Below are 26,960 nucleotides of genomic sequence, written 5' to 3'. Positions count from 1 at the left end.
GTCCTCGTCGTCGGAGAGCCCGGTCTTGGCGCTGTCCTTCGCCTGCTGGGCGAGCGCGGCCACGAAGTCGTCGTGGATGCCGGGACCGGCGAGCACCCGGGTGGCGGCGGTGCAGTCCTGGCCGGCGTTGAAGTAGCCGGCCACCGCGATGGCCTCGGCGGCCGCCTCGAGGTCGGCGTCGTCGAAGACGACGACCGGCGCCTTGCCGCCGAGCTCGAGGTGCACCTTCTTGAGGTCGGTGGCGGCGGAGGTCGCGACCTCCATGCCGGCCCGCACCGACCCGGTGATGCTGACCATCTGCGGCACCTTGTGCGACACCAGCGACCGCCCGGTGTCGCGGTCGCCGGTGACGACGTTGAAGACGCCGGCCGGCAGGAACTCGGCCATGATCTCGGCCATCAGCAGGGTCGAGACCGGCGTCGTGTCGGAGGGCTTGAGGACGACCGTGTTGCCAGCAGCGATGGCCGGCGCCCACTTCCAGACCGCCATCATCATCGGGTAGTTCCACGGCGTGACCTGGGCGCAGACCCCGATCGGCTCGCGGCGGACGAAGGACGTGTGCCCGGCCATGTACTCGCCCGCCGAGCGGCCCTCGAGCACCCGGGCGGCTCCGGCGAAGAACCGGATCTGGTCGACCATCGGCGGGATCTCCTCCGACAGCGTGAGCCCGCGCGGCTTGCCGGTGTTGCGCACCTCGGCGTCGACCAGCTCGTCGGCCCGCGACTCGATGGCGTCGGCGATGCGGATCAGCGCCTTCTGCCGGTCGCTGGGCGTGCTGTCGCGCCACGTCTCGAAGGCCCGGGCGGCCGCCTCGACCGCGGCGTCCACGTCCGCGGCCGACGACACCGGTGCCTGGGCGAAGACCTGGCCGGTGCTCGGGTCGACCAGCTCGCTGGTGCGGCCGTCGGCGGCGGCCGCCGGCTTGCCGTCGACGAAGTTCGAGAGGACGTCGGTGCTCACAGGGGCGCTCCTGCCGTCGTAGGGGACTGCTGCGCAGACTAGCCCGTCGGCGTGCTTCTCAACAGTTACGGGGGGTCCATACGACAGATTCAGCAAATTCGGGCCCCTTGAGCCACGGATTCGCTTGCCAAGAGGGGTGTCCACTCGCCAGGATCGGGCCCATGGCGAGCAGGGAGCGCGGATCCGGGGTGGTGCTCGACGACGTCTCCAAGGCGATCATCGAGCAGCTGCAGGAGGACGGGCGCCGGGCCTACGCGGCGATCGGCAAGGCCGTCGGCCTCTCGGAGGCCGCCGTGCGCCAGCGGGTCCAGCGTCTCCTGGACGCCGGCGTCATGCAGATCGTCGCCGTCACCGACCCGCTCCAGGTGGGCTTCCCCCGCCAGGCCATGATCGGCGTCAACTGCGAGGGCGACGTGGAAGCCGTCGCCGAGAAGATCGCCGACATGTCCGAGGTCGACTACGTCGTGATCACGGCCGGAGGGTTCGACCTGCTCGTCGAGGTGGTCTGCGAGGACGACGACCACCTGCTCGACCTGATCAGCAAGCGCATCCGCGCCGTCCCCTCGGTGCGCAGCACCGAGACATTCGTCTACCTCAAGCTGCGCAAGCAGCTCTACAACTGGGGAACCAGATGACCCTCTCCGCACAAGACGTCACCGAGCAGGCAACGGCGGCGGACGACGCCCTCGCGGCCAAGGCCCGGGACCACCTCTGGATGCACTTCACCCGGATGTCGGCCTACCAGAACGGCCACGTCCCGATGATCGTCCGGGGCGATGGCCCCTACATCTGGGACGACCAGGGCCGGCGCTACCTGGACGGGCTGGCCGGCCTCTTCGTCGTGCAGGCCGGCCACGGGCGCACCGAGCTCGCCGAGGTCGCGGCCAAGCAGGCCAGCGAGCTGGCGTTCTTCCCGCTCTGGTCCTACGCCCACCCCAAGGCCGTCGAGCTCGCCGAACGGCTGGCCAACCTTGCGCCCGGAGACATCAACCGGGTGTTCTTCACCACCGGTGGCGGCGAGGCGGTCGAGAGCGCGTGGAAGGTCGCCAAACAGTTCTTCAAGCTGACCGGCAAGCCGATGAAGCACAAGGTGATCAGCCGCAACGTGGCCTACCACGGCACGCCGCAGGGGGCCCTGTCGATCACCGGCATCCCGGCCGCCAAGGCGATGTTCGAGCCGCTGGTCCCCGGTGCGCACAAGGTGCCGAACACCAACTTCTACCGGGCGCCGGAGCACGGCGACGACCTCGAGGCGTTCGGCCGCTGGGCCGCCGACCGGATCGAGGAGGCCATCGAGTTCGAGGGTCCCGAGACGGTCGCCGCGGTCTTCCTCGAACCGGTGCAGAACTCCGGCGGCTGCTTCCCGCCGCCCCCCGGCTACTTCCAGCGGGTCCGCGAGATCTGTGACCGCCACGACGTGCTGCTGGTGAGTGACGAGGTCATCTGCGCGTTCGGCCGGCTCGGCCACTACTTCGGCGCCGACCGCTACGGCTACCAGCCCGACATCATCACCTGCGCCAAGGGCATGACCTCCGGCTACTCCCCCATCGGCGCGATGCTGGTCAGCGACCGGATCGTGGAGCCGTTCCTGCAGGGCAGCAACATGTTCGCCCACGGCTACACCTTCGGCGGGCACCCGGTGTCGGCCGCGGTCGCCCTGGCCAACCTCGACATCTTCGAGCGCGAGAAGCTCAACGACCACGTCCAGGACAAGGGCGCCGACTTCCGCCGGACGCTGGAGAAGCTGACCGACCTGCCCATCGTCGGCGACGTCCGCGGCGACGGGTTCTTCTACGGCATCGAGATGGTCAAGGACAAGAGCACCCGCGAGACCTTCGACGACGACGAGTCGGAGCGCCTGCTGCGCGGCTTCCTGTCCAAGGCGCTGTTCGACGCCGGCCTCTACTGCCGCGCCGACGACCGTGGCGACCCGGTCATCCAGCTCTCGCCGCCGCTGATCTGCGACCAGTCGCACTTCGACGAGATGGAGCAGATCCTGCGCAGCGTGCTGACCGAGGCGTGGTCGCGGCTCTGAGCAGCACGGAGGACCGGACCCGGGTCCGGCGGCTGCCCGAGAAGCAGGTCACCGACCGCGCGGTGCTCGACGCGGTCCTCGACGCCGCGCGGGTCGCGCACGTCGCCGTCGTCGACGAGGCGTCGCGGCCGTACGTCGTCCCGGTCGGTCACGCGCGCGACGGTGACGTGGTGCTGTTCCACGGGTCGACCGGCAGCCGGCTCTTCCGGGGGCTGGCTGCCGGGGCACCGACCTGCCTCACGGTGACGCTGCTCGAGGGACTCGTCGTCGCCCGGTCGACCTTCGAGTCGTCGATGCACTACCGCTCGGCGATGGTGCTGGGTGTCGCGACCCGGGTGCCGGACGACGACAAGCTGCGGGCCCTCGAGGTGCTCACCGAGCACCTCCTGCCCGGCCGGTGGGCGGACGCCCGGCACCCGAACGCCAAGGAGCTCGCCCAGACGATGGTGCTCTCCCTGCCCCTCGACGAGTGGTCGGTGAAGGTCAGCGACGGCCCGCCGGACGACGACCCGGGTGACCTGGACCGGCCGGTGTGGGCGGGCACCGTCGCGATGTCGGTGGCGTGGGGCGACCCGGTCGGGGCGCCGGACCTGCGCGGCGACCACCCGGTGCCCGGCTACGTCCGGGGCTGGACCGGCGGGTGACCCTCGCCGGGCAGACCGGCTCGGCCGCCGGCGACCCGCGGGACTTGTCGCTCTGGCACGCCACCGCCGACGACGACTGGGCTCTCCGGGCGGCGCTGCCCGGTGACCGCGACGCCGACGTGGCCATCGTCGGCGCCGGCTTCACCGGGCTCTGGACCGCCTACTACCTGCTCCGCTCCGACCCGGCGCTGCGGGTGGTGGTGCTGGAGCGCGAGGTGGCCGGCTTCGGGGCCAGCGGGCGCAACGGCGGCTGGTGCTCCGCGCTGTTCCCCGCGAGCCTGACCTGGCTGGCCCGTCGCTACGGACGGCCGGCCGCGGTCGCGCAGTACCGTGCGATGCAGGAGACGGTCGACGAGGTCGGCGCGGTCGCCTCCGCCGAGGGCATCGACTGCCATTGGGCCAAGGGGGGCACCGTCGTCGCGGCCCGGACCCCGGTGCAGCTCGACCGGTCCCGCGCGGAGGTCGAGGAGGCCCGGGCCTTCGGCTTCGGCGAGGACGACCTGGCTCTGCTCGGTCCCGACGAGGCCCGGGCCCGCCTGGGCGCCACCGGGGTGCTCGGGGCGACGTACACCCCGCACTGCGCGGCGATCCACCCGGCGCGCCTGGTCCGCGGCCTCGCGCGCGCCGTCGAGCGGCTCGGCGCCACGGTGCACGAGCGCACAGAGGTCACCGCCGCCGAGCCGCACCTGGTGACGACGGACGGGGGGCGGGTGCGGGCCGACGTCGTGGTCCGGGCCACCGAGGGCTACACGCCGGCGCTGCCCGGGCACCGGCGCGACGTGGCCCCGGTCTACTCCCTCATGGTCGCCACCGAGCCGCTGCCGGCCGGGGTGTGGGCCGAGGTGGGACTGGCCGGGCGGGAGACGTTCGCCGACCACCGGCACCTCATCGTCTACGGACAGCGCACCGCGGACGGCCGGCTGGCCTTCGGCGGCCGCGGCGCGCCCTACCACTACGGATCGTCGGTGCGCCCGGAGCACGACCGCGAGCCGGCCACCTTCGCCGCCCTGCACCGGGCGCTGGTGGACCTGCTGCCCGCGGTCGGGGACGCCGCGATCACCCACTCCTGGGGCGGGCCGCTCGGCATCGCCCGTGACTGGTGCGCCTCCGTCGGCCTCGACCCGGCGACCGGGCTGGCGTGGGCCGGCGGCTACGTGGGCGACGGGGTCGCGACGACCAACCTGGCCGGCCGGACCCTGACCGACCTGGTGCTCGGTCGCGACAGCGGCCTCACCGCGCTGCCGTGGGTGAACCACCGGTCGCGCCGCTGGGAGCCGGAGCCCCTGCGCTGGCTGGGGGTCAGCGCGTCCCTGGCGGTCATGGGCGGTGCCGACACCGAGGAGGCCCGGACCGGGCGGCCGTCGCGGCGGGCCGCCGCTCTCAACCGGCTGCTCGGCCGCTGACCTCCGGCGAGTCGTCGCGGCCCTGCCGTGGTGCGGCCGGATAGGCCAGGTCCCGCAGCCAGCCGAGGTCGGCGGTCTCGGTGGCCAGCACGGTGCGCGAGTCCGGGCCGGCCGGGTCGAGCAGGTCCATGAGGAGGGTGACCGGGATCCCGCGGGCGAGCGCGGTCATCACCGGGTGGGCAGCGGGGGAAGCGCCGGCTATCACAGGCCAGACGTCGACCACGCGCCAGTCGCGCATGATCACCCGATCGGGTGAACATCGCGTCGTGCTGGGAGGATCGGGCGTGGCCGCTCCCGCCCAGCATTCCGCCCCGTCGCCCGCCCCCTCTCCGGCGTCGCACCGCCCCTGGCACTGGACGGTCTCCGTCCCCGCGGGCGCGGCGCTGCTGCTCGTCGTGACCTGGGGCCGGGACCTGCCGCCGGTTCTCGTCGCGGTCGTCGCGGTCTTGCTCGGCGGGGCGGTGCTCGCCGCGGTCCACCACGCCGAGGTGGTGGCGCACCGGGTCGGCGAGCCGTTCGGGTCGCTGGTGCTCGCGGTCGCCGTCACCGTCATCGAGGTCGCGCTGATCGTCACGCTGATGGTCGGCGGCGGCGACAAGACGGCGACGCTGGCCCGGGACACGGTCTTCGCCGCCGTCATGATCACCTGCAACGGCGTCGTCGGGCTGGCCCTGCTGGTCGCGGCGCTGCGCCGTCAGGTCGCGGTGTTCAACGCCGAGGGCACCGGTGGCGCGTTGGCCACTGTCACGACACTGGCGACGCTGTCGCTGGTGGTCCCCTCGTTCACGACCGGGCGCAGCACGCCGGAGTTCACCTCGCCGCAGCTGGCGTTCGCGGCGTTGGCGTCGCTCGGGCTCTACGGGCTCTTCGTCGCCGTGCAGACCGTCCGGCACCGCGACTACTTCCTGCCCATCACCACCAGCGGGCGAATCGTGGGCGCCGAGGAGCACGCCGCGCCGCCGACCGACCGGCAGGCGCTGACCAGTCTGGGGCTGCTGCTCGTGGCCCTCGTCGCCGTGGTCGGCGACGCCAAGACCATCTCGCCGGCGATCGAGCGCGGGGTCGCCGCGGCCGGCTTCCCGCAGGCGGTCGTCGGCGTGGTCATCGCGCTGCTGGTGCTCCTGCCCGAGACGGTCGCGGCGGTGCGTGCCGCCCGCCGCGACCGGGTGCAGACCAGCCTCAACCTCGGCTACGGCTCGGCGATGGCGAGCATCGGTCTGACCATCCCCGCCATCGCGATCGCGTCGATCTTCCTGGACGGGCCGCTGGTCCTGGGGCTGGGCCCGACCGAGATGGTGCTGCTCGCCCTCACCGTCGTGGTAGGGACCCTCACCGTCGTGCCCGGGCGGGCCACGCTGCTGCAGGGCGGCGTGCACCTGGCGGTGCTCTCGGCGTTCCTCTTCCTGGCGGTCAGCCCCTAGTCGGTCTTGCCCTCACCGGGCGCGCGGGTCGACAGTGATCAGGTGGCCACGGTGGAGGGACGCGCGTCGCGCACCCGCCCGTCGTCCTGGTGGCTGCTCGTGACCGGCAGCCTGGTCGCCGTGGTGACCGGGGTCTACGCCGGTGTCCACGAGCCCGCCGGGCGTCCGTTCGCCACCTTCGGCTTCTCCGGGATGCTGCAGATGAAGGCCTGGCTGACCACGGCCGCCGCCCTGCTGCTCGTCGTCCAGCTGCTCAGCGCGCTGTGGATGTGGGAGCGGCTGCCCGGCGCCGGCCGGGCTCCGTCGTGGGCCGCTCCGCTGCACCGCACCAGCGGCGCGGTGGCGTTCGCCCTCACCCTGCCCGTCGCGCTGCACTGCATGTGGGCGCTGGGCTTCTCGGCGGGCAGCCCGCGGGTCCTGGTGCACGGCTTGGCCGCGTGCGCGTTCTACGGGGCGTACGCCGCCAAGATGCTCGGCCTTCGGCTGCGCGGCCTACCCGGCTGGGCGCTGCCGGTGCTGGGCGGGTCGGTGCTCTCGACCCTCGTGCTGGTCTGGCTGACCTCCGCGCTGTGGTTCTTCACCCGGTCCGGGATCCCGCTGACATGACCGCCTCCCCCACCCGCCGGTCGGTGCTCAACGGGGCGCTGGTCGTGGCCGCCGGTGCCGTCGTGGGCTACGTCGTCACCCGGGCCTCCTCCGCCGTCGACGAGGCGGCGGCCGCCGGCGCCAACGGCTACGGGCCGGCCGGTGGCGACGGTGCCGCCGGCGGGGCAGGCGACTCGGCGCTGGCCGAGGTCGCCGACCTGCCCGACGGCGGCGGCGTGGTGCTCGGCGACCAGCACCTCGTGCTGGTCCGCGACGGCGACCAGGTGCACGGGCTGTCGGCCACCTGCACGCACCAGGGCTGCACGGTCAACGGGGTGACCGAGGGCCGCATCACGTGCCCCTGCCACGGCAGCGTCTTCGACGCGGCCACCGGGGACGTCGTCAGCGGCCCGGCGAGGACCCCCCTCCCGGCGGTGCCGGTCGAGGTCCGCGCCGGCGCCGTCTACCTGGCGGGCGGTGGCTGAGGTGCGCTGGCGACCCGTGCCCACCCTGATCTGGCTGGCCGCCCTCGGCGTGGCCCTCGGCGCCGTGCTGGCGCTGCGCTGACCCGCCGGCGGAACAAATCGGGACCGCAGCGCTGCTGGGACCTGAGTGACCACGGCGACCCAGGTGCAGCGCACCTATCTCACGCTGGTCATGCTCACGACGCTGTCGGCGTCGCTGATCTGGGGCATCAACACCCTCTTCCTCCTCGACGCCGGGCTGAACAACCTCGAGGCCTTCGCCGCCAACGCGTTCTTCACCGCAGGGATGATGCTGTTCGAGGTGCCGACCGGCGTGGTCGCGGACCTGGCCGGGCGGCGGATCTCCTTCCTCGTCGGCTCGCTGACCCTGATGGCCGCGACGCTGCTCTACGTCATGCTCTGGCAGGTCGACGCGGCGTTCTGGGCCTGGGCCGTCGTGTCCGTGCTGCTCGGGCTGGGCTTCACGTTCTTCTCCGGCGCGATGGAGGCCTGGCTGGTCGACGCGCTGCACCACACCGGCTTCACCGGTGAGCTGGATGCCGTCTTCGGCCGCGCCCAGGCGGTCGGCGGGGCCGCGATGCTGACCGGCTCGGTGCTCGGCGGCGTGATCGCCCAGGCGACCAACCTCGGCGTCCCCTTCCTCGTGCGGGCCGGCCTCCTCGCGATGACGTTCGCCCTGGCGTTCTTCCTGATGCACGACATCGGCTTCACCCCGGAGCGCGGCAAGCGGCCGGGTCCGGAGGTCCGCCGGATCTTCCGGGACTCGCTGCACTACGGACTCGGTCAGCCGGCGGTGCGCTGGATGATGCTCACGTCGCCGTTCGTCGGCGGTGTCGGCATCTACGTCTTCTACGCGATGCAGCCCTACCTGCTCGAGCTCTACGGCGACGAGGGGGCGTACGGCGTCGCCGGCCTCGCGGCCGCACTGGTCGCCGGCGCCAACATCATCGGGGGCTTCCTCGCCCCGCGGCTCCGGCACGCGTTCCAGCGACGCACCTCGATGATCCTGATGACCACGGCGCTCAGCTCCGGAGCCCTGCTGGTCGTCCCGGTCGTCGACAGCTTCGCGCTGGTGGTTGTCCTGCTGGCCGTGTGGAGCCTCGCCGCGGCAGCCGAGAAGCCGGTCCGGCAGACGTATCTCAACGCCCTGATCCCGTCCCGGCAGCGCGCCACCGTGCTGTCCTTCGACTCGCTGCTCAGCAACACCGGTGGAGTGGCGCTGCAGCCGGCCCTCGGCCGGGTCGCCGACGTGTGGGGCTACCCGGCGACGTTCGCGATCAGCGGTCTCTTCCAGGCGGCCGCCCTGCCGTTCGTCCGCCTCGCGCAGCGGCTGTCGGTACCCGAGGACTACTCCACCCGGGAGACCCCGGCCACGGTGCCGGCCGAGGAGTCGGCATGACGTGCCTCGGGGTCGGAACCAGGGTCGGCTCAGGGACAGGACCGGTGGTCGCCCTGATGTGCGGCGCCCGCGGCCTGGCCAGATTTGTGGTCGTGCGTACGACAGTCACCGGACCACGACCGCGCGCCGGCCGCGAGCTCGCGCTGCTGGCCGCGCTCTACGTCGCCTACAGCGCCTCCCGCCTGCTCGCGGACCCCGACCCCGGCCAGGCCGTCGACAACGCGCGTGACCTGCTGCACGTCGAGGCGGTCCTGCACCTCGACGTCGAGCGGTGGCTCAACGACGGGCTCAGCGCCCTGCCGGTGCTCCCGCTCGTCGCGAGCTACTGGTACTCGCTGCTGCACTACGTCGTGACGCCGCTGGTCCTGGTCTGGGTCTACCGCGCACACCCGGGCCGCTACCGGGTGGCTCGCAACACCCTGATCGCCGGCTCCGCGATCGGGATCGCCGGCTTCGCGCTGCTGCCGATGGCCCCGCCCCGGATGCTGGCCGGCTACGTCGACACGCTGGCCTCGACCGCCGGCTCCGGCTGGTGGGGCTCGGACGCGAGCGCACCGCGCGGCCTGGGCGCTCTGACCAACGAGCTCGCTGCGATGCCCTCGCTGCACGTCGGCTGGGCGGTCTGGTGCGCCGGCGTGGTGCTGCTCTGCACCCGTCAGCGGTGGCTCCGGGTGCTGGCGGTCGCCTACCCGCTCGTCACGACCCTCGTCGTGGTGGCAACCGCCAACCACTACCTGCTCGACGCCGTGGCCGGGGTCGCGGTGCTCGCCGCCGGTGCCGCGGTCGCCGTCCGGCTGCCCGCCCGGTGGGGCGGCCGTCCCGTCGCGGTGGGCGCCGGCGAGCCGGCCCGGCCCGCGCTGGTGGCTCGTGGCGGGTGGGAGGAGCGGGACGGCCGCGCGGCCGCCTGAGCGGGCGGCTGGGACGATGGCCCGGATGATTGGGACGACGTACCGGATCTGCTTCGTCTGCACGGGCAACATCTGCCGCTCGCCGATGGCCGAGGCGGTGCTGCGCCGGCTGCTCGAGGAGGAGGGGCTCGGCCACGCTGTCGAGGTCGACTCGGCCGGCACCACCTCGTGGCACGTCGGCGAGCCGGCCGACCAGCGGGCGGTGGTAGCGCTGCGCGAGGCGGGCTACGACGGCTCCGCCCACCGGGCGCAGGCGTTCGAGACGTCCTGGCTGGTCGACCGCGACCTGGTCGTCGCACTGGACAGCGGCCACCTGGACGAGCTGCGCGCACTGGCCGCCGGCGGGCCGCACGAGACCAAGGTCCGGCTGCTGGGCTCCTTCGCCGAGGACGCCGACCGCGACCGCGGTCTCGACGGCGGCGGTGACGTCGCGGACCCCTACTACGGCTCGGCGGCCGACTTCGAGCGGGTGCTGGCGCAGGTGGAGGCCGGCTGCCGGGGCATCATCCGCGAGCTGGTCCGCGACGGTGTGGTCCAGCCGGTCTGAGCCGCCGTTCCGCAAGTCGCGGACCGGCGCGCCCCAGGGTTTCTTCGCTGTCGAGGCGACCGGCCTGCGGTGGCTGGCGGCGGCCGGCGGGGTCGCCGTCGTCGAGCCGCTGTCGGTGGGCGCGGACGAGATCGTCCTGCCGCACGTCCGGCAGCGCCCGCCCACCGTCGCCGACGCCGAGGCCTTCGGCCGGACCCTGGCCACGACCCACCGGGCGGGAGCCCGGCACCACGGCTGCCCGCCCGACGGCTGGCCGGGCGACGGCTGGATCGCGACGCTGCCGCTCCCGCACGCGGCGGCACCGCCGCCCGGGTGGGGGCCGTTCTACGCCGACCTGCGGCTGGCGCCCTTCACCGATGCGCTCGACCCGGACGGCCGGCGCGCGGTCGAGGCCGTCTGCGAGCGGCTGCGCGAGGGCGACGAGCGGCTGACCGGACCGGCCGAGCCGCCGTCCCGGCTGCACGGCGACCTCTGGTCGGGCAACGTGCTGTGGGCCCCGGACGGTGCGGTGCTCGTCGACCCGGCCGCGGACGGCGGCCACCGCGAGACCGACCTGGCGATGCTGGCCCTCTTCGGGCTGCCCCACCTGGACCGGGTGCTCGCGGCCTACGACGAGGTGCATCCGCCCGCCGAGGGCCGCAAGGACCGGGTCGCCCTGCACCAGCTGCACCCGCTGCTCGTGCACGCGACCCTCTTCGGCGGCAGCTACGTCGCCCAGGCGGTGCGCGCCGCGCGCCGCGCCCTGCAGCTCTGACGCCTGGCTACCCCCGGCTCAGCCGCGCAGGGTGGGGCGGAGCCTTTCGAGCACCGTCGGGTCCTCGATGGTCGAGGGCACCGGCTCGTCCTTGCCGTCGGCGATCGCCCGCAGCGACCGGCGCAGGATCTTGCCGGACCGGGTCTTGGGCAGCCCGGCGACGACGTCGACGTGCTGGAACGAGGCCACCGCGCCGATCTCGTCGCGCACCAGCCGCACCAGCTCGGCCCGCAGCTCGTCCGGGTCGCGGTCGACCCCCGCCTTGAGCACGACCAGCCCGCGCGGCACCTGACCCTTCAGGTCGTCGTGCACCCCGATGACCGCGCACTCGGCGACGTCCGGGTGCGAGGCGACCACCGCCTCCATCGACCCGGTTGAGAGGCGGTGGCCGGCCACGTTGATGACGTCGTCGGTGCGGCCCATCACGTAGAGGTAGCCGTCCTCGTCCAGGTAGCCGCCGTCGCCGGTCAGGTAGTAGCCGTCGAAGGCGCGCAGGTATGACGACAGGAACCGCTCGTCGTCGTTCCACAGCGTCAGCAGCGCCCCCGGCGGCAACGGCAGCCGGACGCAGATCGCCCCCTCGGTGCCGGCCGGCACCGGCCGGCCGTGCGAGTCGAGGATCTGCACGTCCCAGCCCGGCACCGGGACCGTCGGCGACCCCGGCTTGATCGGCATCGGCTGCAGGCCGCGCAGGTTGGCCGCGATCGGCCAGCCGGTCTCGGTCTGCCACCAGTGGTCGACCACCGGGATGCCTAGCCGCTCACCGGCCCACTCCCAGGTGTCCGGGTCGAGCCGCTCCCCGGCCAGGAACAGCGTGTGCATCGACGACACGTCGTGGCCGGCGAGCAGTGCGCCGTCCGGGTCCTCCTTCCGGACCGCCCGGAACGCGGTGGGCGCCGTGAACAGCGCCCTGACGCCGTACTCCTCGATCACCCGCCAGAACGCGCCGGCGTCGGGCGTGCCGACCGGCTTGCCCTCGTACAGAACCGTCGTGGCGCCGACCAGCAGCGGCGCGTAGACGATGTAGGAGTGGCCGACGACCCACCCGACGTCGGACGCGCTCCACCACACGTCGCCCGGGCCGATGCCGTAGATGTTGGCCATGCTCCAGGTGAGGGCGACCGCGTGGCCGCCGTTGTCCCGCACGACGCCCTTGGGCCTGGCTGTGGTACCGGACGTGTAGAGGACGTAGAGCGGGTCCGACCCGGCGACCGGCACGCACACGGCCGGCTCGGCGTCGGCGACCAGCTCGTGCCAGTCGAGGTCGCGCGGCGCCGTCAGGGCGGCATGCGCCTGCGGTCGCTGCAGCACGACGACATGGTCGGGTGCGTGCGCGGCCAGGTCGAGGGCACGGTCGAGCAGCGGCTTGTACTCGATGACCCGCGTCACCTCGATGCCGCAGGACGCTGACACCACGACCTTCGGGCGCGCGTCGTCGATGCGCACCGCCAGCTCGTGCGGGGCGAAGCCGCCGAAGACCACCGAGTGCACCGCGCCGAGCCGGGCGCACGCCAGCATCGCCACCACCGCCTCGGGGACCATCGGCAGGTAGATGACGACCCGGTCGCCCTTGCCGACGCCGAGGCCGGCCAGCGCACCGGCGAAGAACGCCGTCTCGTCGAGCAGCTCCGCGTAGGTGTAGGTGCGCTTGGTGCCGGTGACCGGGCTGTCGTAGACCAGGGCTAGCCGGTCCCCGTGGCCAGCAGCGACGTGCCGGTCCAGCGCGTTCTCGCAGGTGTTCAGCACGCCGTCGGGGAACCACCGGTAGAACGGCGCCCGGCTCTCGTCCAGCACGGTGGCCGGGGGTGTGCGCCAGTCGACGGCGGCCGCCGCCTCGCGCCAGAACGCGTCGCGATCGGTGAGGCTGCGGTCGTACGTCGCGCGGTAGCTGCCCATGGGCGGCATCCTGCCCGCCGCCCGAGACCAGGGCTAGGGACCGACGGCCCCTTCTCGGGGCTGGTGGAGCATCAGGTGCTCGACCACGTGGTCGAGGGTGTCGTCGACCGCGTCCTCGCGGTAGCCGCCCCTCCTCGGCCGGAAGACCGCCGACCGCACGTCGTCGACCGCCAGCTGCTGGCCCGCCGGGCCGCCGCCGTCGAGCCAGACCAGCACCCGGTCGACGAAGTCGTCGACGTCGTCCAGGTCGTAGCCGCGCCGGAGGAAGCCGGCCCGCGGGAAGCGCTGCATGTACGGCCCCGAGACCTCGTCCCGCAGCACCGCCGCGTCGGCGCCCGGGTCGGCCCTGCCGCGGCGCCCCGCCGACATCCGCTGCACCGCGAGCACCCGGCCCTCGAGCTCGTCCAGCGCCGCGTCGACCGCCGCGGTGTCGTATCCCCCGCGACGCAGCTCGAAGCCGGCCCGCCTGATGTCGGTCGCCGTGGGCATCGGGATCATGCCGCTCAGCGACACCTCGACGTTGCTCACGAACGCGTCCACCTGGCGCCGGTGGTAGCCCTTGCGCCAGCGACTCACCCGCGGGTAGCGGTCATGGTGGCCGCGTGTCATCGCGGCCCTCCGCCGGGCACCCGGGTCACCCGCTCACCGCCGCGAGCTGCCCGCACGCGCCGTCGATCTCCCGGCCGCGGGTGTCGCGGACCGTCGTCGGGATGCCGTGGGCCCGCAGCCGCTGGACGAAGGTGCGCTCGACCTGCGGGTCGCTCGCCGTCCACTTCGACCCCGGCGTCGGGTTGAGCGGGATCGGGTTGACGTGCACCCACCCGCGCCCGCGCCGGTTGAGCTCGGTGCCCAGCAGGTCGGCCCGCCAGGCGTGGTCGTTGATGTCGCGGATGAGGGCGTACTCGATGCTGACTCGACGGCCGGTCGCGTCGAAGTACCGCCGGGCAGCGTCGAGGACCTCGGCCACCTTCCACCGGGTGTTGACCGGCACCAGCGTGTCGCGCAGCTCGTCGTCGGGCGCGTGCAGCGACAGGGCCAGCGTCACCGACAGCCCCTCGGCGGTCAGCCTGTCCATCGCCGGCACCAGGCCGACGGTAGACACCGTCACGCTGCGCTGGGAGATGCCCAGGCCGCCCGGCGACGGGTCGGTGATGCGACGGACGGCGCCCAGCACAGCGCGGTAGTTGGCCAGCGGCTCACCCATGCCCATGAAGACCACGTTGGAGACCCGGAGGGCGTCGGCGGTGTCGGCGGCACCGGCCCCTCCCAGCTCGCCGTTGCGCAGCCAGCGCGCCCCGGTCACGACCTGGTCGACGATCTCGCCCGCCGACATGTTGCGGGTCAGGCCGGCCTGCCCGGTCGCGCAGAACGGACAGTTCATGCCGCAGCCGGCCTGCGACGAGACGCACATGGTCACCCGGCCCGGGTAGCGCATCAGCACGCTCTCGACGGTCGCCCCGTCGAAGAGCCGCCAGACCGTCTTGCGGGTCATGCCGTTGTCGCAGTCGAGATGACGCACCGGCGTGAGCAGGGTGGGCAGCAGCGCCGCGGCCAGCGGGCCGCGGGCCTTCGCCGGCACGTCGGTCATCGCCGCCGGGTCGTCGAGCAGGTGGGCGAAGTAATGGGTGGCGAGCTGGTCGGCACGGAACGGCCGCTCCCCCATCGCCTCGACCACCTCGCGGCGCTCGGCCGGCGTGAGGTCGGCGAGGTGCCGCGGGGGCTTCGCCCGACGGGGTGCGGCGAAGACGAGCTCTCCGGCGACCGGCATGGTTACCCGCAGTCTCTCAGGCGGGGACGAGCCAGGAGAGGAGCAGGTAGGTCACCGGCGCCGCGAGCAGCAACGAGTCGAGCCGGTCCATCATCCCACCGTGGCCCGGCAGCAGGGAGCCCATGTCCTTGATGCCGAGGTCGCGCTTGATCATCGACTCGCCGAGGTCGCCTAGGGTAGCGGCGACCATGGCGGCCAGCCCGATGACGACGCCCTCCCACCACAGGCCGTCGAGGAGCAAGGCGACGAGCAGGGCCCCACCGACCGCGGTGAAGAGCGCCGACCCCGCGAAGCCCTCCCAGGACTTCTTCGGGCTGATCGTCGGGGCCATCGGGTGGCGCCCGAAGAGCACGCCGGCGACGTACCCGCCGATGTCGGAGAGCACGGTGACCGCGATGAAGACGACCACCCGGTCGGCGCCGTCGTCGGCCCGCAGCAGGAGCGCCGCGAAGCCGGCGAGCAGCGGGACGTACGTCGTCACGAAGACACCGGCGGTCACGTCGCGCACGTAGCCGTCGGGGTTCTCGGGCAGCCGCCACAGCAGGGTCGCCATGACGGTGAGCGTCACCGCGACCAGCATCGGCTCCGTGCCCCCCGCGTACGCCGCGCCGAGGATCGACAGCGCGCCGACCACGACCGGCACGACCGCCACCCGGACCTGCTCGCCCTTGAGAGCGTTGGACAGCTCCCACACCGCGATCACCACGGCCGCCGCGACGACCGCCAGGAACGACGGCTTCCAGACGTAGAGGGTCACGATGATGAGCGCGGCGAGGGCAACCCCGACGCCGATGGCTGCCGGCAGGTTGCGCCCTGCCCGGCTGCGCCGCTCGGGCGGCGGCACCGGCTCCATCGGGACCGGCTCGAGTGGGGAAGAGCTCTCCCGGTCGGCTGACTGGTCTGGGGTCATCTGCGAGCCGAACCCCTCACACCTCGAGGAGCTCGGCCTCCTTGTGCTTGAGCAGCTCGTCGACCGACGCCACGTGGCGCTGGGTGACCTTCTCCAGCTCCTTCTCGGCCCGGGAGACGTCGTCCTCGCCGACCTCGCCGTCCTTGGCCATCCGGTCGAGCTCGTCCTTTGCGTGCCGGCGGATGTTGCGGATCGCGATCTTGGCGTCCTCGGCCTTGCGGTGGGCGACCTTGATGAACTCCTTGCGGCGCTCCTCGGTCAGCTGCGGGAACGCCACCCGGATGATCGCGCCGTCGTTCGTGGGGTTGACGCCCAGGTCGGAGTCGCGGATGGCCCGTTCAACGGCGTCCATCGAGCTCTTGTCGTATGGCGTGAGGGTCAGCATCCGAGCGTCGACGACGTGGAACGAGGCAAGCTGGTTGACCGGCGTCGGGGCGCCGTAGTAGTCGACCATGATCTTGTTGAACATGCCAGGGTTGGCCCGGCCGGTCCGGATGGTCCCGAAGTCGTCGCGCGCCACGGAGACCGCCTTCTCCATCTTCTCCTCGGCCTCGAAGAGCGTCTCATCGATCACGCTGGTCTCCGTGTTCTGTCGGGTGCGGTCGCTGGTGGCGCTGCGGACGCCGGTCGGGCGTCGGGGCCGACGCCGGTCAGGCGTCGGGGCCGATCACCGTGCCGATCTTCTCACCGTGGACCGCGCGGGCGATGTTGCCCTCCTCGGTCAGGTTGAAGACGACGATCGGGAGGTGGTGGTCGCGGCAGAGGCTGATCGCCGTGGCGTCGGCGACTTTGAGCCCCCGTGCGAGGAACTCGTCGTAGGACAGGGAGTCGAAGCGGACTGCTGCCGGGTTGGACTTCGGGTCGGAGTCGTAGACGCCGTCGACGCCCTTCTTGCCCATGAGCAACACCTCGGCGCCGATCTCCATCGCCCGCTGTGCCGCGACCGTGTCGGTCGAGAAGAACGGCATGCCGGCGCCGGCGCCGAAGATGACGACGCGGCCCTTGTCGAGGTGACGCATGGCGCGGCGCGGGATGTACGGCTCGGCGACCTGGCCCATCGCGATGGCGGTCTGGACCCGGGTCTCGACGCCCTGCTTCTCGAGGAAGTCCTGCAGCGCGAGGCAGTTCATCACCGTGCCGAGCATGCCCATGTAGTCGGCGCGGGCCCGGTCCATGCCGTGCTGGGAGAGCTCGGCGCCGCGGAAGAAGTTGCCGCCGCCGACCACAACGGCGACCTGCACGCCGTCGCGCGCGACCTCGGCGATCTGGCGCGCCATCGCCGCGACGACGTCGGGGTCGACGCCGACCGCGCCGCCGCCGAAGACCTCGCCGGAGAGCTTGAGCACGACGCGGCGATAGCTGCCGCCTTCGGTCGTTCGCTGCACGGTCGCGGCCTCCCTCGCCCCGGCCTCCGGCCGGGTCCTCGTCCTCCGCAGTCTGCCAGCCACCCGCGGCGGCGGGTGGCCGGCAGCAGCGGCCTCCTGGTCGGCGGTCAGCCGCCGACCTCGAAGCGGGTGAACCGCAGCACGCGGACCCCGGCCTCGTCGAGCAGCGCCCTGACCGACTTCTTGCTGTCCTGCACCGACGGCTGCTCGAGCAGCGCGACGTCCTTGAAGAAGCCGGTGACCCGGCCTTCCACGATCTTGGGGAGGGCCTGCTCGGGCTTGCCCTCCTCCTTGGCGGTCGCCTCGGCGATGCGCCGCTCGTTCTCGACCACGTCCGCCGGCACCTCCTCACGCGACACGTAGGTCGGGCGCATGGCCGCGACCTGCATGGCGGCGCCGCGCGCCGCGGTCAGGTCGTCGCCCTCGAACTCGACGAGCACGCCCACCTGCGGCGGCAGGTCGGCGGCCCGCTTGTGCATGTACGTCGCGACCTGCCGGCCTTCGGCGCCGAGCACGACGACGGCGGTCAGCTCGAGCTTCTCGCCGATGACTGCGGCGACCGAGTCGATGTTCTCGGCCACCGTGCGCCCGTCGGCCAGCGTCTCCGCGAGGAGCGCCTGGACGTCCCCGGTGCCGGTCTTGGCGGCGTGGGCGACGATGTCCGCGGCGAGCTGCTGGAACTGCTCGTTCTTGGCGACGAAGTCGGTCTCACAGTTGAGCTGGATCATCGCTCCGTCGGCCGCCGCGACCAGGCCGTTGGTGGCACTGCGCTCGGCGCCGCGCTCCTTGACCTTGGTCTCGCCCTTGATCCGCAGGGTCTCGACGGCCTTGTCGAAGTCGCCGCCGGTCTCCTCGAGGGCCTTCTTCGCGGCCATCATCCCGGCGCCGGTCGCGTCGCGGAGCTTCTTGACCTCCGCGGCGGTGATGTTCGCCATCTCTCGCTCTCTTCGGTGTCGTGGGGGCCGCCCGTGGTGGGCGACCGTCCCGTGGGGCTACGGCGGGGCTACGGCCCGGTCAGGCCTGGGTCGGCTCGGCTCCGTCAGCCGCGGGGGCCTCGGTCGCCGGAGCCTCCGCCGCGGGTACCTCGGTCGCCGGGGCCTCCGCCGCGGGTGCCTCGGCAGCGGGCGCCTCGGTGGCGTCAGCCGCGGGCGCCTCGGTGGCGTCAGCCGCCGGCGCCTCGGCCGCAGGGGCCCCGGTCACCTCGGTCACCTGGGTCACAGCGGTGTCGGCGGCGGCGCCCGCCGGGGCAGTGGCCTCGGCGCCGGCGCCCTCGACGACCTCACCGGCGGCCGGCGTGCCCTCGGCGGCCTGGCCGCGCAGCAGCTCGCGCTCCCACTCGGCCAGCGGCTCGTCGGTGGCGAGGCCCTCGGGCTTGTCGTCGCCCTCCTGCGAGGTGCGCACGCGGGCCATCAGGCCGTCGGCGACCGCGTCGGCGATCACCCGGGTGAGCAGCGTGACCGATCGGATCGCGTCGTCGTTGCCGGGGATCTTGTAGTCGACCTCGTCCGGGTCGCAGTTGGTGTCGAGGATCGCGACCACCGGGATGCCCAGCTTGTGCGCCTCGCCGACGGCGATGTGCTCCTTCTTGGTGTCGATGATCCACACCGCGCTCGGGACCCGGGTCATGTCCCGGATGCCGCCGAGGGTCTTCGTGAGCTTGTCCTTCTCGCGGCGCAGGACCAGCAGCTCCTTCTTGGTCATGCCCGAGCCGGGCACGTCGTCGAAGTCGAGCTGCTCGAGCTCCTTGAGGCGCTGCAGCCGCCCGTGGACGGTCTGGAAGTTGGTGAGCATGCCGCCCAGCCAGCGCTGGTTCACGTAAGGCATCCCGACCCGGGTCGCCTGCTCGGCGATCGCCTCCTGGGCCTGCTTCTTGGTGCCGACGAACATCACCGAGCCGCCGTGCGCGACGGTCTCCTTGATGAACTCGTACGCGCGGTCGATGTAGGACAGCGACTGCTGCAGGTCGATGATGTAGATGCCGTTGCGCTCGGTGAAGATGAAGCGCTTCATCTTCGGGTTCCAACGGCGGGTCTGGTGCCCGAAGTGCACGCCGCTCTCGAGCAGCTGCTTCATGGACACGACCTGGTTGGTGGCCATGGTCCGGCCTGCCTCTCCTGCGCTCCCGCGGCCCCGTCGTGCGACGGTGGCGGCAGGGCGCCGCTCGGTTCGTCACGGTCGGCCGGCCGGCCGCCGCGTCCTGACGCCTGCGGGAGCGCCCGCCACCGTCGCGGCCCGGAGGCCGGTCGGGAGGACCGAGGGCGCGCCCCCGTCGGTGACCGGGAGTGTCCGGCCGGTGACGGCGTGCGGGCGTGCGAAGTCGACCCGCAGGACGGGTCGCTGCCGGCGAGTGTACGCCCCGCGCGCACCTGCCCGGAAATCCACAGCGGGGCGAGACGTCCCGCTCGTCCACAGATGCCGCCCGGGCCACCGGGCGGCCGGTGAGGGCCGCCAGGCTGGCCCGGTGCCGCTCCATCGTCCCGCCCTGGTCGTGCTGACGGTCGCCGCGACGTGGGGCTGGCCGGTCCCTCCGGCGGCCGGGGTGTCCGGGGTGGCCGGCGCGGGTTGGGGCTGGCCGCTCGACCCGGTGCCCGTGGTGGTGGCGCCGTTCGTGGCCCCGGCCGGCCCGTTCGCCTCGGGGCACCGCGGCGTCGACCTGGCCGCGGCGGTGGGCGCGGAGGTCCGGGCCGCCGGCCCGGGGACGGTGGCGTTCGCCGGCCCGGTGGCGGGCCGGCCCGTGGTCAGCATCGACCACCCGGGCGGGCTGCGGACGACGTACGAGCCGGTGACGCCGGTCGTGGCGCGCGGCGACCCGGTGGCCCGCGGCGACCCGGTCGGCACGGTGGCGGCGGCGCCGGGGCACTGCCTGCCGGCGACCTGCCTGCACTGGGGGCTGCGCCGTGGCGAGACCTATCTGGACCCGCTGGCCCTGGTGGGGGCCGGCGCCGTCGTGCGCCTGCTCCCGATGTGGGCCTGGTCGGCTGCCGACCAGCCGCTCGGCGCCGCAGCGGCCGGCGCCGCAGCTGCGCCCGGCGTGACCGCGTCGCGCGTGACCGCCACGGCATCCGTGACCGCGACGCCCGGCCTGACCTCGACAGCAGGCCGCGACCGGCGACCCGACCGTGGCCCGCTCCTGGTCGCCGACCGGCTCAGAGCAGGGCGGGCAGGTCGGCCGCGAGGCGCCGGTAGTCGTCGGGCGCGTTGTAGGCGTGGGCGGACAGGCGCAGGAACCCGCGCCCCGCCCAGGCGGTGACGCCCACCTCGACCCCCGCCTCCTCGCCGATCCGGTTGCGCAGCGCGTCCGCTTCTCGGGTGTCCCGGACCAGGCCGTCGGGCAGCGGGACGAGCTGCATGCTGACCGCGGGGTCCCGCGGCAGCGCCGCCGGGTCGAGCCGGAGGGCCTCGGCGACGATCCGCTGGCCGGCGACGGCGAGCTCCGCGTTGTGCCGGCGCAGGCGGTCCAGACCGAGGCGCTCCAGCACCCGCAGGGCGCGCGGAGCCGACAGCCAGGCGGTCATGTCGTCGGTGCCGATGTCCGCGAAGGCGTCCGGGAAGCCGTCCGCCTCGCCCCACGACGCGACGAGCGGCAGCAGGGCGGACCGCCAGCGCGGCGCGGCGTTCAGGAGTGCCGTCCCCCGCGGGGTGAGGCACCACTTGTGCAGGTTGCCGACCCAGAAGTCGGCGCCCAGCCGCTCGACCTCGACGGCCAGCATGCCCGGGGCGTGCGCACCGTCGACGAGCACGGCGACGCCGCGCTCCTGGAGGGCCGGCACCAGCTCGACGAGAGGCAGCCGCCGGGCGGTCGGGCTCGTCACCTGCTCGAGGACGACGAGCCGGGTGTGCGGGCCGGTCGTGTCGAGCACCCGCCGGGCGTGGGCGGCGTCGTCCTCGTCGAGCGGCAGGTGCACGACCTCGACCCGGGCCCGGGCCCGGCCGGTGAACCGGTCGGCCGCGATCCGCACCGCCCCGTACGCGTGGTCGGTGAGGAGGACGGACTGGCCGGCCTCGAGCGGGAACGACGCCAGGACGGTGCTCACCGCGGTCGTGGCGTTGCGGACGAAGGCGGTGCCGCGCGGGTCGGCCCCGAGGAAGGCGGCCACCTCGTCACGCGCGGCAGCCAGCACGGCCGGCAGCTCCCGGTTGAAGAACCGGACCGGGTTGGACTCCATCCGCTGCCGCCAGGACGCCTGCTCCTCGAGGACCGCGGTGGGGACGGCGCCGTACGACCCGTGGTTGAGGTGGGCGACGGTGGGCTCGAGGGGCCACAGGTCGCGGACCTCGGCCCAGTCGTCCCCCCAGACCGGGTTCTCGGCCGGCCCGACACGCGGGATGGCGGGTTCGACTGGCACCGGCCAAGACTAGGAGGCACCCTCGGCAGGTGCTCGCGCTGCCACGCCCGCTGACCGCCTCGCTGCTCGCGCTGGCCCTCGCCGTCGCCCTGCAGGGCCTGGTCCCGGCGCCGGCGCGGGCCGAGCCACCGCGCTGGCACCCGAGCCGCCTGGCCCACGTCGGCGCCGCGGGGCAGGTCGTCGTCGTGACCTCCGACGCCTGGTCGAGCCGGCGCGGGGTGCTGCGGACGTACGGGCTGATGCCGGACGGAACTTGGCGACAGGCGCTGGACCCGAGCCGGGTGTGGCTGGGCTGGAACGGCTTCGTCCTGGCGGACCGGCGGCAGCAGAACACGTCCACGACACCAGCGGGGAGCTTCCCACTGCCCTGGGCGTTCGGGACCCGGCCGGACCCGGGGACGGCACTGCCGTACCGGGAGGTCGACCCGACCGACTGGTGGCCCTACGACCCGAGAGACCCCGCGACCTACAACGTGTGGCAGCCACGCCGCGGCCGGGCCTCGGACTGGCGGACCTCGTGGGCCGAGGACCTCTCGTCGTTCGGCCGGCAGTACCGGCACGCCGTCGTCGTCGGATACAACCTGCCCGGCGGAGTGCACCGGGCCGGCGGCGAGCTGGTGGCCAGCCGGACGTCGGACACCCGCCGTGGCGGCGGCATCTTCCTGCACGTCCAGGCCCGGGAGGTGCTGGACCGGCCGACGGCCGGCTGCGTGGCGATGGCGCCGCGACGGATGACCGCGCTGCTGCGGTGGCTGGACCCCGCCGCCGGGCCGATGGTGGTGATGGGCCCGCGCCGGGTGATCGACCGGATGTAGCCCGCCGGTCAGTCCTTGCCGTCGGCGAGCTTGCCGCGCAGCTGCAGGACCGCCTTGGTGTGCATCTGGCAGATCCGGCTCTCCGTGACGCCGAGCACCTGGCCGATCTCGGCCAGCGTGAGCCCCTCGTAGTAGTAGAGGGTCACGACGATCTTCTCCCGCTCGGGCAGGGTGTTGATCGCCTTGGCGAGGAGGTACTTGGTCTCCTCGGACTCGAACGCGAGGACCGGGTCCTCGGCGCGGGTGTCCTCGAGGGTGTCGACCAGGCTGAGCTTGTCGCCCTTCTCGCCGCCGACGCTGAGCAGCTCGTCGAGCGCGACGACGTTGACGAAGGACACCTGGCTGAAGATCGCGTGCAGGTCGTCGAGCTTGATGCCCATCTCGGCCGCGACCTCGGCCTCGGACGGCGTGCGGTGCAGCTCGCCCTCGAGCTTGGCGTAGGCCTTCTCGACCTCGCGGGCCTTGTAGCGCACCGAGCGCGGGATCCAGTCGATAGCGCGTAGCTCGTCGATGATGGCGCCGCGGATCCGGCTGATGGCGTACGTCTCGAACTTGATCGCCCGGTCCAGGTCGAACTTCTCGATCGCGTCGATCAGCCCGAAGATGCCGTACGACACCAGGTCGGCCTGCTCGATGTTCGGCGGGAGGCCCACGCCGACCCGGCCGGCGACGTACTTGACCAGCGGCGAGTAGTGCAGGATCAGCCGCTCGCGCAGGGCGCCGTCGGCCGTCTTCTTGTACTGCTGCCAGAGCTCGCGCAGCGCCGCCTCGGCGGCGGTCTTCTCGTCAGCAGCCTCGTCCACGGCGACGTCCCGCTCGGTCACGGCGCCCACTCCCCCGCTCGCCGTGGCGGCACTGCCGTCACGCCCGTGGGTGCGCTTGGTCATAGGTCGCCTTCAGCCTCTCGACGGACACGTGCGTGTAGATCTGGGTCGTTGCGAGCGTAGCGTGGCCCAGCAGCTCCTGAACGGTTCTCAGGTCGGCTCCCCCTTCCAGCAGGTGCGTGGCAGCCGAATGGCGGATGCCGTGCGGGCCCAGGTCCGGGACCCCTTCGACCCCGCGCAGCAGCTCGTGGACCGAGCGCCGCACGGTCCGGGGGTCAACGCGCCGCCCCCGGCGTCCGAGGAACAGCGCCGGGCCGCTCCCGCTTCCCGCCAGCGCCGGCCGGCCGTCGGACAACCACTCGTCCAGCGCACGCAGGGCCGGGAGCCCGACGGGCACGGTCCGCTCCTTGGCCCCCTTGCCCATGACCCGCAGCACCCGGCGGCCCCGGTCGACGTCCGGCAGGTCGAGCCCGCACAGCTCGCCGACCCGGATGCCGCTGGCGTAGAGGACCTCGAGGACGGCGCGGTCCCGCAGCCGCACCGCCCGCTCCGCCGGCCCCTGCTCGGCCGGGTCGGCACCGGCGTCGGCCGGGCCAGCCCCCGCGTCGCCGGTCCCGCCCGGGTCGGTGGCCGGCGGCCCCGCTGCGGGCGACCCTGCCGCGGCCAGCTCCAGCACGGCGGCCGCCTCGTCGCGGCGCAGGACCGCGGGCAGCGAGCGGCCGGACCGGGGCGTGGCCAGCAGGGCGCCGGGGTCGCGCTCGAGCAGCCCCTCGCGGATCGCCCAGGCGGTGAAGGTCCGCGCGGCGGCGGCCCGCCGGGCGAGGGTGGTCTTGGCCCGTCCCCGGCTGGCCTGTCCGGCCAGCCAGCTGCGCAGGGTGCGCAGGTCGAGCGCCGAGATGGCGTCGGCGCCCATCCGGTGCGCGTGGTCGAGCAGCGTCGTGACGTCGCCGCGGTAGGCGCGGACCGAGTGCTCGGAGAGTCCGCGCTCCGAGCGCAGGTGACGGGTGAACGCCGTCAGGGCGTCCGCCATCGCCGGCGGCAGGGCGCCGTCGCCTGCCGTCGCTGCTCCCGAGTCAGCCCCCACGGGGTCACCGTGACCCGCGCCCGGCGCCGAGGCAAGCACCGCCGCGCCGCGCCGCGCCGGTCCGGCCAGGGTCAGGCGCGGCGCCAGGCGCCGTCGCGGGACCTGGCCAGGCCGGCCGCGCCCAGACGGCCCAGCGCGCGCAGCACCCCGGGTGGGTCCACCCCGGCGACCCGGGCGACGGCGTCGGGGGCCGCCCAGCGACGGGCCGGCAGCGCCTCGAGGACCCGCAGCGCCTCGGGGTCCAGCACGTCGTGCGCCCGTACCTCGCCCCGGTCCGCCGTGAGCGCGTCGCCGCCGAGGGCACCCACCTGGTCGACGACGTCGGCGGCCGAGGTCACCAGGGCCGCTCCCTCGTCCCGCAGCATCTGGTGGCAGCCCGCGGACATCGCCGACGTCACCGGCCCGGGCACCGCCATCACCGCCCGGGACAGCCGGTCGGCGTGCCCCGCCGTGTTGCGCGCACCGCTGCGGACCGCCGCCTCCACGACGACGGTCCCCCGGGTCAGGGCGGCGATCACCCGGTTGCGCTCCAGGAACCGGGTGCGGGTCGGTCGGGCGCCGGGCGGCAGCTCGGACACGACGGCGCCGCTGCCGCCCACCGCGGCCAGCAGCCGCGTGTGCGCGGTCGGGTAGGCGAGGTCGATGCCGCACGCCAGCACCGCCACGGTCGGGGCGCCGACCGCCAGCGCGCCACGGTGGGCCGCCGCGTCGATGCCGAAGGCACCGCCGGACACCACCGTCCAGCCCCGGTCGCTCAGCCCGGCCGCCAGGTCCGCGGTGACGGTCTCGCCGTACGGCGTGCACGCCCGCGCGCCGACCAGAGCCACCGACCGGTGGGCCATGCGCACGAGGTCGTCGCGCCCGGCCACCCAGAGCAGCAGCGGCCGGGCGTCGCCGAGGTCGTCGAGCCGCTCCGGCCAGCCGGCGCCGCCGGGCAGGACGAGCCGCGCGCCGGCCCGGCCGGCAACGGCGAGGTCGGTCTCGACGTCGGACTGGCCGAGGCGCACGCGGTAGGAGTCCAGCCGGCGCAGGCCGAGCGTGCCATCCCGGATCCCGGCCAGGACCTGGGACGCACCGAGCTCCCGGACCGCGACGCCCAGCACGGCGTCGCCCGGCTCCGCCAGCCGGCTCAGCGCCACCCGGGCCCGCGCGTCCTCGTCGAGGTCCCCGACCGTCCCGCTCGCGAGGTCGCCGCCACTCCCGCCACCCGTCATGCCGCCCGCCGGGTGCTGCCGCGGCTGTCCAGCGCCACCCGGACATCGTCGGCGTCCGGCCGGTCCCGGCCGGCCAGGTCGGCCAGTGTCCAGGCGACCCGCACCACCCGGTCGACCCCCCTCGCGGTGAGCCCGCCGCGGTCGAGCCGCTGCTCCGCCTCGGCGACGACGTCCCAGGGCAGCCGCCACTCCCGGCGCAGCACGTGCCCGGGCACCTCGGCGTTGACCCGCCACGGAGTCCCGGCCAGGCGGGCCGCCATCCGCCCCCGAGCGGCCAGCACCCGCGCGGCCACCGCTGCCGTCCCTTCGGCACCGGCCGGGTCGCCGTGCAGGTCGGCCCGCGACGCCGCCCGCATCTCGATCCGCAGGTCGACCCGGTCCAGCAGCGGGCCCGACAGCCGCCCGAGGTAGCGGATCCGGGCCATCGGGGTGCAGCTGCAGGCGGCGTCGCGCTCGGTCGCCAGCCCGCACGGGCAAGGGTTGGCGGCGAGCACCAGCTGGAACCGGGCCGGGAACCGCACCTGCGCCGCCAGCCGGGCCACCGTGATCTCGCCGGACTCCAGCGGCTCCCGCAGCGCGTCGAGCACCCCCGGCGCGAACTCAGGCGCCTCGTCGAGGAACAGCACGCCGCGGTGCGCCAGCGACGCGGCTCCCGGCCGGAGCACGTGCGAGCCGCCGCCGACGATCGCCGGCACCGACGCGGTGTGGTGCGGCGACTGGAACGGCGGCCGGGTCAGCAGCGGGGTCCCGCCGGCGCGGCCCAGCGTGCCGGCCACCGAGTGCACGGTGGTGACCTCCAGCGCCGCCTGGTCGTCCAGGGCGGGCAGCAGGCCCGGGAGCCGCTCGGCCAGCATCGTCTTGCCGGCACCGGGCGGCCCGAGCATCAGCAGGTGGTGCCCGCCGGCCGCGGCCACCTCGAGCAGGTAGCGCGCGGTCGCCTGCCCCAGCACGTCGGCCAGGTCCACCCGGTGCAGGTCCTCCAGCCGGTCGTCCGCTGCCGACGTGGACGAGCCCGCCTCTCCCGGGCGGTCGAGGCGGTCGAGGTCGTCGAGCCGGACCACGTCAGCGGCCGGCCCCTCGGGCGGCTCCTCGCCCCGCGCCCGGGCCACCAGCTCGCGCACGGTGCTCACGCCGGTCACCTGGACGCCGGGCACCAGCGCCGCCTCGGCCGCGTCCGCGGCCGGCACGACGACCGACCGGACACCCGCCCGGGCAGCCGCGGCGACCGACGGCAGGACCCCGCGCACCGACCGGACCCGCCCGTCCAGCCCGAGCTCGCCGACCAGCACCGCCTGCCAGAACGCACCTGGCGGTACGTCGCCCTGCGCCTCCAGGATCGCGGCCGCGATCGCCAGGTCGAACGACGAGCCGCGCTTCGGCAGGCTGGCCGGTGACAGGTTGACGGTCACCCGCCGGGTGGCCGGCCAGCGGAGCCCGCTGTTCACCAGCGCGGCTCGCACCCGGTCCCGCGACTCCGACAGCGACGTGTCCGGGAGGCCGACCAGCGCGTACGACGGAACGCCCTGGCCGAGGTCGGCCTCCCGGACACGTCGCTGTCGGAGTCGCGGGACCGGGTG

The 26,960-nt window shown here is 74.2% G+C and carries 28 protein-coding genes; 13 read left to right on the top strand and 15 right to left on the bottom strand.

Annotated elements, in window-relative coordinates; all coding sequences use genetic code 11:
- The coding region (locus VK640_06885; GenBank protein ID HTE72909.1) for an aldehyde dehydrogenase family protein at window positions 1-960 on the bottom strand (960 nt) is incomplete at its 3' end.
- Window positions 961-1,121: 161 nt separating this feature from the next.
- Here VK640_06885 and VK640_06880 point away from each other — a divergent pair.
- The 4 genes from VK640_06880 to VK640_06865 all read left to right on the top strand — a co-directional run bounded on the left by VK640_06880 (window position 1,122) and on the right by VK640_06865 (window position 5,042).
- Complete coding sequence (locus VK640_06880) at window positions 1,122-1,595, top strand: Lrp/AsnC family transcriptional regulator (protein HTE72908.1); 474 nt, start codon at window positions 1,122-1,124, stop codon at window positions 1,593-1,595.
- Between the two features lie 80 nt (window positions 1,596-1,675).
- Window positions 1,676-2,995: an aspartate aminotransferase family protein gene (locus VK640_06875; protein HTE72907.1), complete on the top strand. Its 1,320-nt coding sequence runs from the start codon at window positions 1,676-1,678 to the stop codon at window positions 2,993-2,995.
- Window positions 2,980-3,639, top strand: a complete 660-nt coding sequence (locus tag VK640_06870; GenBank protein ID HTE72906.1) for a pyridoxamine 5'-phosphate oxidase family protein — start codon at window positions 2,980-2,982, stop codon at window positions 3,637-3,639. Before VK640_06875 ends, VK640_06870 begins: the two co-directional genes overlap by 16 nt.
- The gene (locus VK640_06865) at window positions 3,636-5,042 is read left to right on the top strand and encodes an FAD-binding oxidoreductase (protein HTE72905.1); all 1,407 of its coding nucleotides are present in this window, start codon (window positions 3,636-3,638) and stop codon (window positions 5,040-5,042) included. Before VK640_06870 ends, VK640_06865 begins: the two co-directional genes overlap by 4 nt.
- On the opposite strand, the gene VK640_06860 is transcribed toward VK640_06865, so the two are convergent.
- Window positions 5,020-5,280: a hypothetical protein gene (locus VK640_06860; protein ID HTE72904.1), complete on the bottom strand. Its 261-nt coding sequence runs from the start codon at window positions 5,278-5,280 to the stop codon at window positions 5,020-5,022. The two genes, VK640_06865 and VK640_06860, sit on opposite strands and share 23 nt — an antisense overlap.
- 145 nt (window positions 5,281-5,425) lie before the next feature.
- Here VK640_06860 and VK640_06855 point away from each other — a divergent pair, with 145 nt between their 5' ends.
- From VK640_06855 to VK640_06825, 7 genes are all read left to right on the top strand, one after another.
- Window positions 5,426-6,463, top strand: coding sequence for an ionic transporter y4hA (locus VK640_06855; GenBank protein ID HTE72903.1), 1,038 nt, complete (start codon window positions 5,426-5,428; stop codon window positions 6,461-6,463).
- Between the two features lie 42 nt (window positions 6,464-6,505).
- Window positions 6,506-7,069 (top strand): DUF6529 family protein, encoded by a 564-nt coding sequence (locus VK640_06850; GenBank protein ID HTE72902.1) that lies wholly within the window; start codon window positions 6,506-6,508, stop codon window positions 7,067-7,069.
- Window positions 7,066-7,533 carry a Rieske (2Fe-2S) protein gene (locus VK640_06845; protein HTE72901.1) on the top strand — a complete coding sequence of 156 codons (468 nt, stop codon included), beginning with the start codon at window positions 7,066-7,068 and terminating at the stop codon, window positions 7,531-7,533. The genes VK640_06850 and VK640_06845 overlap by 4 nt, the downstream gene beginning before the upstream one ends.
- Before the next feature lie 127 nt (window positions 7,534-7,660).
- Entirely contained in the window at window positions 7,661-8,932 is a 1,272-nt protein-coding gene (locus VK640_06840; protein ID HTE72900.1) for an MFS transporter, read from the top strand.
- A 44-nt stretch (window positions 8,933-8,976) separates the two neighbouring features.
- Window positions 8,977-9,840 carry a phosphatase PAP2 family protein gene (locus tag VK640_06835; protein ID HTE72899.1) on the top strand — a complete coding sequence of 288 codons (864 nt, stop codon included), beginning with the start codon at window positions 8,977-8,979 and terminating at the stop codon, window positions 9,838-9,840.
- A gap of 25 nt (window positions 9,841-9,865) precedes the next feature.
- A complete protein-coding gene (locus VK640_06830; protein ID HTE72898.1) occupies window positions 9,866-10,387 on the top strand; it encodes a low molecular weight protein-tyrosine-phosphatase in 522 nt (173 codons plus the stop codon).
- Window positions 10,368-11,141 carry a fructosamine kinase family protein gene (locus VK640_06825; GenBank protein ID HTE72897.1) on the top strand — a complete coding sequence of 258 codons (774 nt, stop codon included), beginning with the start codon at window positions 10,368-10,370 and terminating at the stop codon, window positions 11,139-11,141. Before VK640_06830 ends, VK640_06825 begins: the two co-directional genes overlap by 20 nt.
- Before the next feature lie 18 nt (window positions 11,142-11,159).
- Here the strand turns inward: VK640_06825 and VK640_06820 are convergent, their stop codons facing one another.
- The 8 genes from VK640_06820 to rpsB all read right to left on the bottom strand — a co-directional run bounded on the left by VK640_06820 (window position 11,160) and on the right by rpsB (window position 19,197).
- On the bottom strand, window positions 11,160-13,037 hold the full coding sequence (locus VK640_06820; GenBank protein HTE72896.1) for a propionyl-CoA synthetase: 1,878 nt from the start codon (window positions 13,035-13,037) through the stop codon (window positions 11,160-11,162).
- Window positions 13,038-13,070: 33 nt separating this feature from the next.
- Window positions 13,071-13,646 (bottom strand): DivIVA domain-containing protein, encoded by a 576-nt coding sequence (locus VK640_06815; GenBank protein HTE72895.1) that lies wholly within the window; start codon window positions 13,644-13,646, stop codon window positions 13,071-13,073.
- Window positions 13,647-13,671: 25 nt separating this feature from the next.
- Window positions 13,672-14,805 carry a 23S rRNA (adenine(2503)-C(2))-methyltransferase RlmN gene (rlmN, locus tag VK640_06810; GenBank protein HTE72894.1) on the bottom strand — a complete coding sequence of 378 codons (1,134 nt, stop codon included), beginning with the start codon at window positions 14,803-14,805 and terminating at the stop codon, window positions 13,672-13,674.
- Between the two features lie 16 nt (window positions 14,806-14,821).
- Window positions 14,822-15,715 (bottom strand): phosphatidate cytidylyltransferase, encoded by an 894-nt coding sequence (locus tag VK640_06805; protein HTE72893.1) that lies wholly within the window; start codon window positions 15,713-15,715, stop codon window positions 14,822-14,824.
- A 16-nt stretch (window positions 15,716-15,731) separates the two neighbouring features.
- Window positions 15,732-16,289 carry a ribosome recycling factor gene (gene frr / locus VK640_06800; GenBank protein HTE72892.1) on the bottom strand — a complete coding sequence of 186 codons (558 nt, stop codon included), beginning with the start codon at window positions 16,287-16,289 and terminating at the stop codon, window positions 15,732-15,734.
- Window positions 16,290-16,365: 76 nt separating this feature from the next.
- Window positions 16,366-17,100 carry a UMP kinase gene (pyrH, locus tag VK640_06795; GenBank protein HTE72891.1) on the bottom strand — a complete coding sequence of 245 codons (735 nt, stop codon included), beginning with the start codon at window positions 17,098-17,100 and terminating at the stop codon, window positions 16,366-16,368.
- 107 nt (window positions 17,101-17,207) lie between these two features.
- Window positions 17,208-18,035 (bottom strand): translation elongation factor Ts, encoded by an 828-nt coding sequence (gene tsf, locus VK640_06790; GenBank protein HTE72890.1) that lies wholly within the window; start codon window positions 18,033-18,035, stop codon window positions 17,208-17,210.
- A 79-nt stretch (window positions 18,036-18,114) separates the two neighbouring features.
- The gene (rpsB, locus tag VK640_06785) at window positions 18,115-19,197 is read right to left on the bottom strand and encodes a 30S ribosomal protein S2 (GenBank protein ID HTE72889.1); all 1,083 of its coding nucleotides are present in this window, start codon (window positions 19,195-19,197) and stop codon (window positions 18,115-18,117) included.
- A 364-nt stretch (window positions 19,198-19,561) separates the two neighbouring features.
- On the opposite strand from rpsB, the gene VK640_06780 reads away from it, so the two are divergent.
- Window positions 19,562-20,350 carry a M23 family metallopeptidase gene (locus VK640_06780; GenBank protein HTE72888.1) on the top strand — a complete coding sequence of 263 codons (789 nt, stop codon included), beginning with the start codon at window positions 19,562-19,564 and terminating at the stop codon, window positions 20,348-20,350.
- On the opposite strand, the gene VK640_06775 is transcribed toward VK640_06780, so the two are convergent.
- Window positions 20,247-21,446, bottom strand: coding sequence for an aminotransferase class V-fold PLP-dependent enzyme (locus VK640_06775; GenBank protein HTE72887.1), 1,200 nt, complete (start codon window positions 21,444-21,446; stop codon window positions 20,247-20,249). The genes VK640_06780 and VK640_06775 overlap by 104 nt on opposite strands.
- Window positions 21,447-21,475: 29 nt before the next feature.
- Here VK640_06775 and VK640_06770 point away from each other — a divergent pair, with 29 nt between their 5' ends.
- Window positions 21,476-22,261, top strand: a complete 786-nt coding sequence (locus tag VK640_06770) for a L,D-transpeptidase family protein (GenBank protein ID HTE72886.1) — start codon at window positions 21,476-21,478, stop codon at window positions 22,259-22,261.
- Between the two features lie 8 nt (window positions 22,262-22,269).
- Here VK640_06770 and whiG read toward each other — a convergent pair whose 3' ends face one another.
- The 4 genes from whiG to VK640_06750 all read right to left on the bottom strand — a co-directional run.
- Window positions 22,270-23,148, bottom strand: a complete 879-nt coding sequence (gene whiG / locus VK640_06765) for an RNA polymerase sigma factor WhiG (protein HTE72885.1) — start codon at window positions 23,146-23,148, stop codon at window positions 22,270-22,272.
- Window positions 23,123-24,115: a tyrosine recombinase XerC gene (locus VK640_06760; GenBank protein HTE72884.1), complete on the bottom strand. Its 993-nt coding sequence runs from the start codon at window positions 24,113-24,115 to the stop codon at window positions 23,123-23,125. The genes whiG and VK640_06760 overlap by 26 nt, the downstream gene beginning before the upstream one ends.
- Window positions 24,116-24,240: 125 nt before the next feature.
- Window positions 24,241-25,383, bottom strand: coding sequence for a DNA-processing protein DprA (dprA, locus tag VK640_06755; protein HTE72883.1), 1,143 nt, complete (start codon window positions 25,381-25,383; stop codon window positions 24,241-24,243).
- The coding region (locus tag VK640_06750; protein HTE72882.1) for a YifB family Mg chelatase-like AAA ATPase at window positions 25,380-26,960 on the bottom strand (1,581 nt) is incomplete at its 5' end. The genes VK640_06750 and dprA, both read right to left, overlap by 4 nt.

It is taken from the genome of Actinomycetes bacterium (assembly GCA_035489715.1).
Classification (GTDB): Bacteria; Actinomycetota; Actinomycetes; order JACCUZ01; family JACCUZ01; genus DATHAP01.
The sequence above is the reverse complement of the archived record's forward strand: the minus strand, read 5'-3'. Positions and strand labels throughout refer to the sequence as shown.

Excerpts from the sequence above, each read along its gene's own strand:
- tsf (HTE72890.1), bottom strand. The coding sequence starts at position 18,035 with ATGGCGAACATCACCGCCGCGGAGGTCAAGAAGCTCCGCGACGCGACC.
- rpsB (HTE72889.1), bottom strand. The coding sequence starts at position 19,197 with ATGGCCACCAACCAGGTCGTGTCCATGAAGCAGCTGCTCGAGAGCGGC.
- VK640_06760 (HTE72884.1), bottom strand. The coding sequence starts at position 24,115 with ATGGCGGACGCCCTGACGGCGTTCACCCGTCACCTGCGCTCGGAGCGC.
- VK640_06860 (HTE72904.1), bottom strand. The coding sequence starts at position 5,280 with ATGCGCGACTGGCGCGTGGTCGACGTCTGGCCTGTGATAGCCGGCGCT.
- VK640_06820 (HTE72896.1), bottom strand. The coding sequence starts at position 13,037 with ATGGGCAGCTACCGCGCGACGTACGACCGCAGCCTCACCGATCGCGAC.
- VK640_06830 (HTE72898.1), top strand. The coding sequence starts at position 9,866 with ATGATTGGGACGACGTACCGGATCTGCTTCGTCTGCACGGGCAACATC.
- VK640_06805 (HTE72893.1), bottom strand. The coding sequence starts at position 15,715 with ATGACCCCAGACCAGTCAGCCGACCGGGAGAGCTCTTCCCCACTCGAG.
- VK640_06845 (HTE72901.1), top strand. The coding sequence starts at position 7,066 with ATGACCGCCTCCCCCACCCGCCGGTCGGTGCTCAACGGGGCGCTGGTC.
- whiG (HTE72885.1), bottom strand. The coding sequence starts at position 23,148 with ATGACCAAGCGCACCCACGGGCGTGACGGCAGTGCCGCCACGGCGAGC.
- rlmN (HTE72894.1), bottom strand. The coding sequence starts at position 14,805 with ATGCCGGTCGCCGGAGAGCTCGTCTTCGCCGCACCCCGTCGGGCGAAG.
- dprA (HTE72883.1), bottom strand. The coding sequence starts at position 25,383 with ATGACGGGTGGCGGGAGTGGCGGCGACCTCGCGAGCGGGACGGTCGGG.
- VK640_06880 (HTE72908.1), top strand. The coding sequence starts at position 1,122 with ATGGCGAGCAGGGAGCGCGGATCCGGGGTGGTGCTCGACGACGTCTCC.
- VK640_06875 (HTE72907.1), top strand. The coding sequence starts at position 1,676 with ATGCACTTCACCCGGATGTCGGCCTACCAGAACGGCCACGTCCCGATG.
- VK640_06815 (HTE72895.1), bottom strand. The coding sequence starts at position 13,646 with ATGACACGCGGCCACCATGACCGCTACCCGCGGGTGAGTCGCTGGCGC.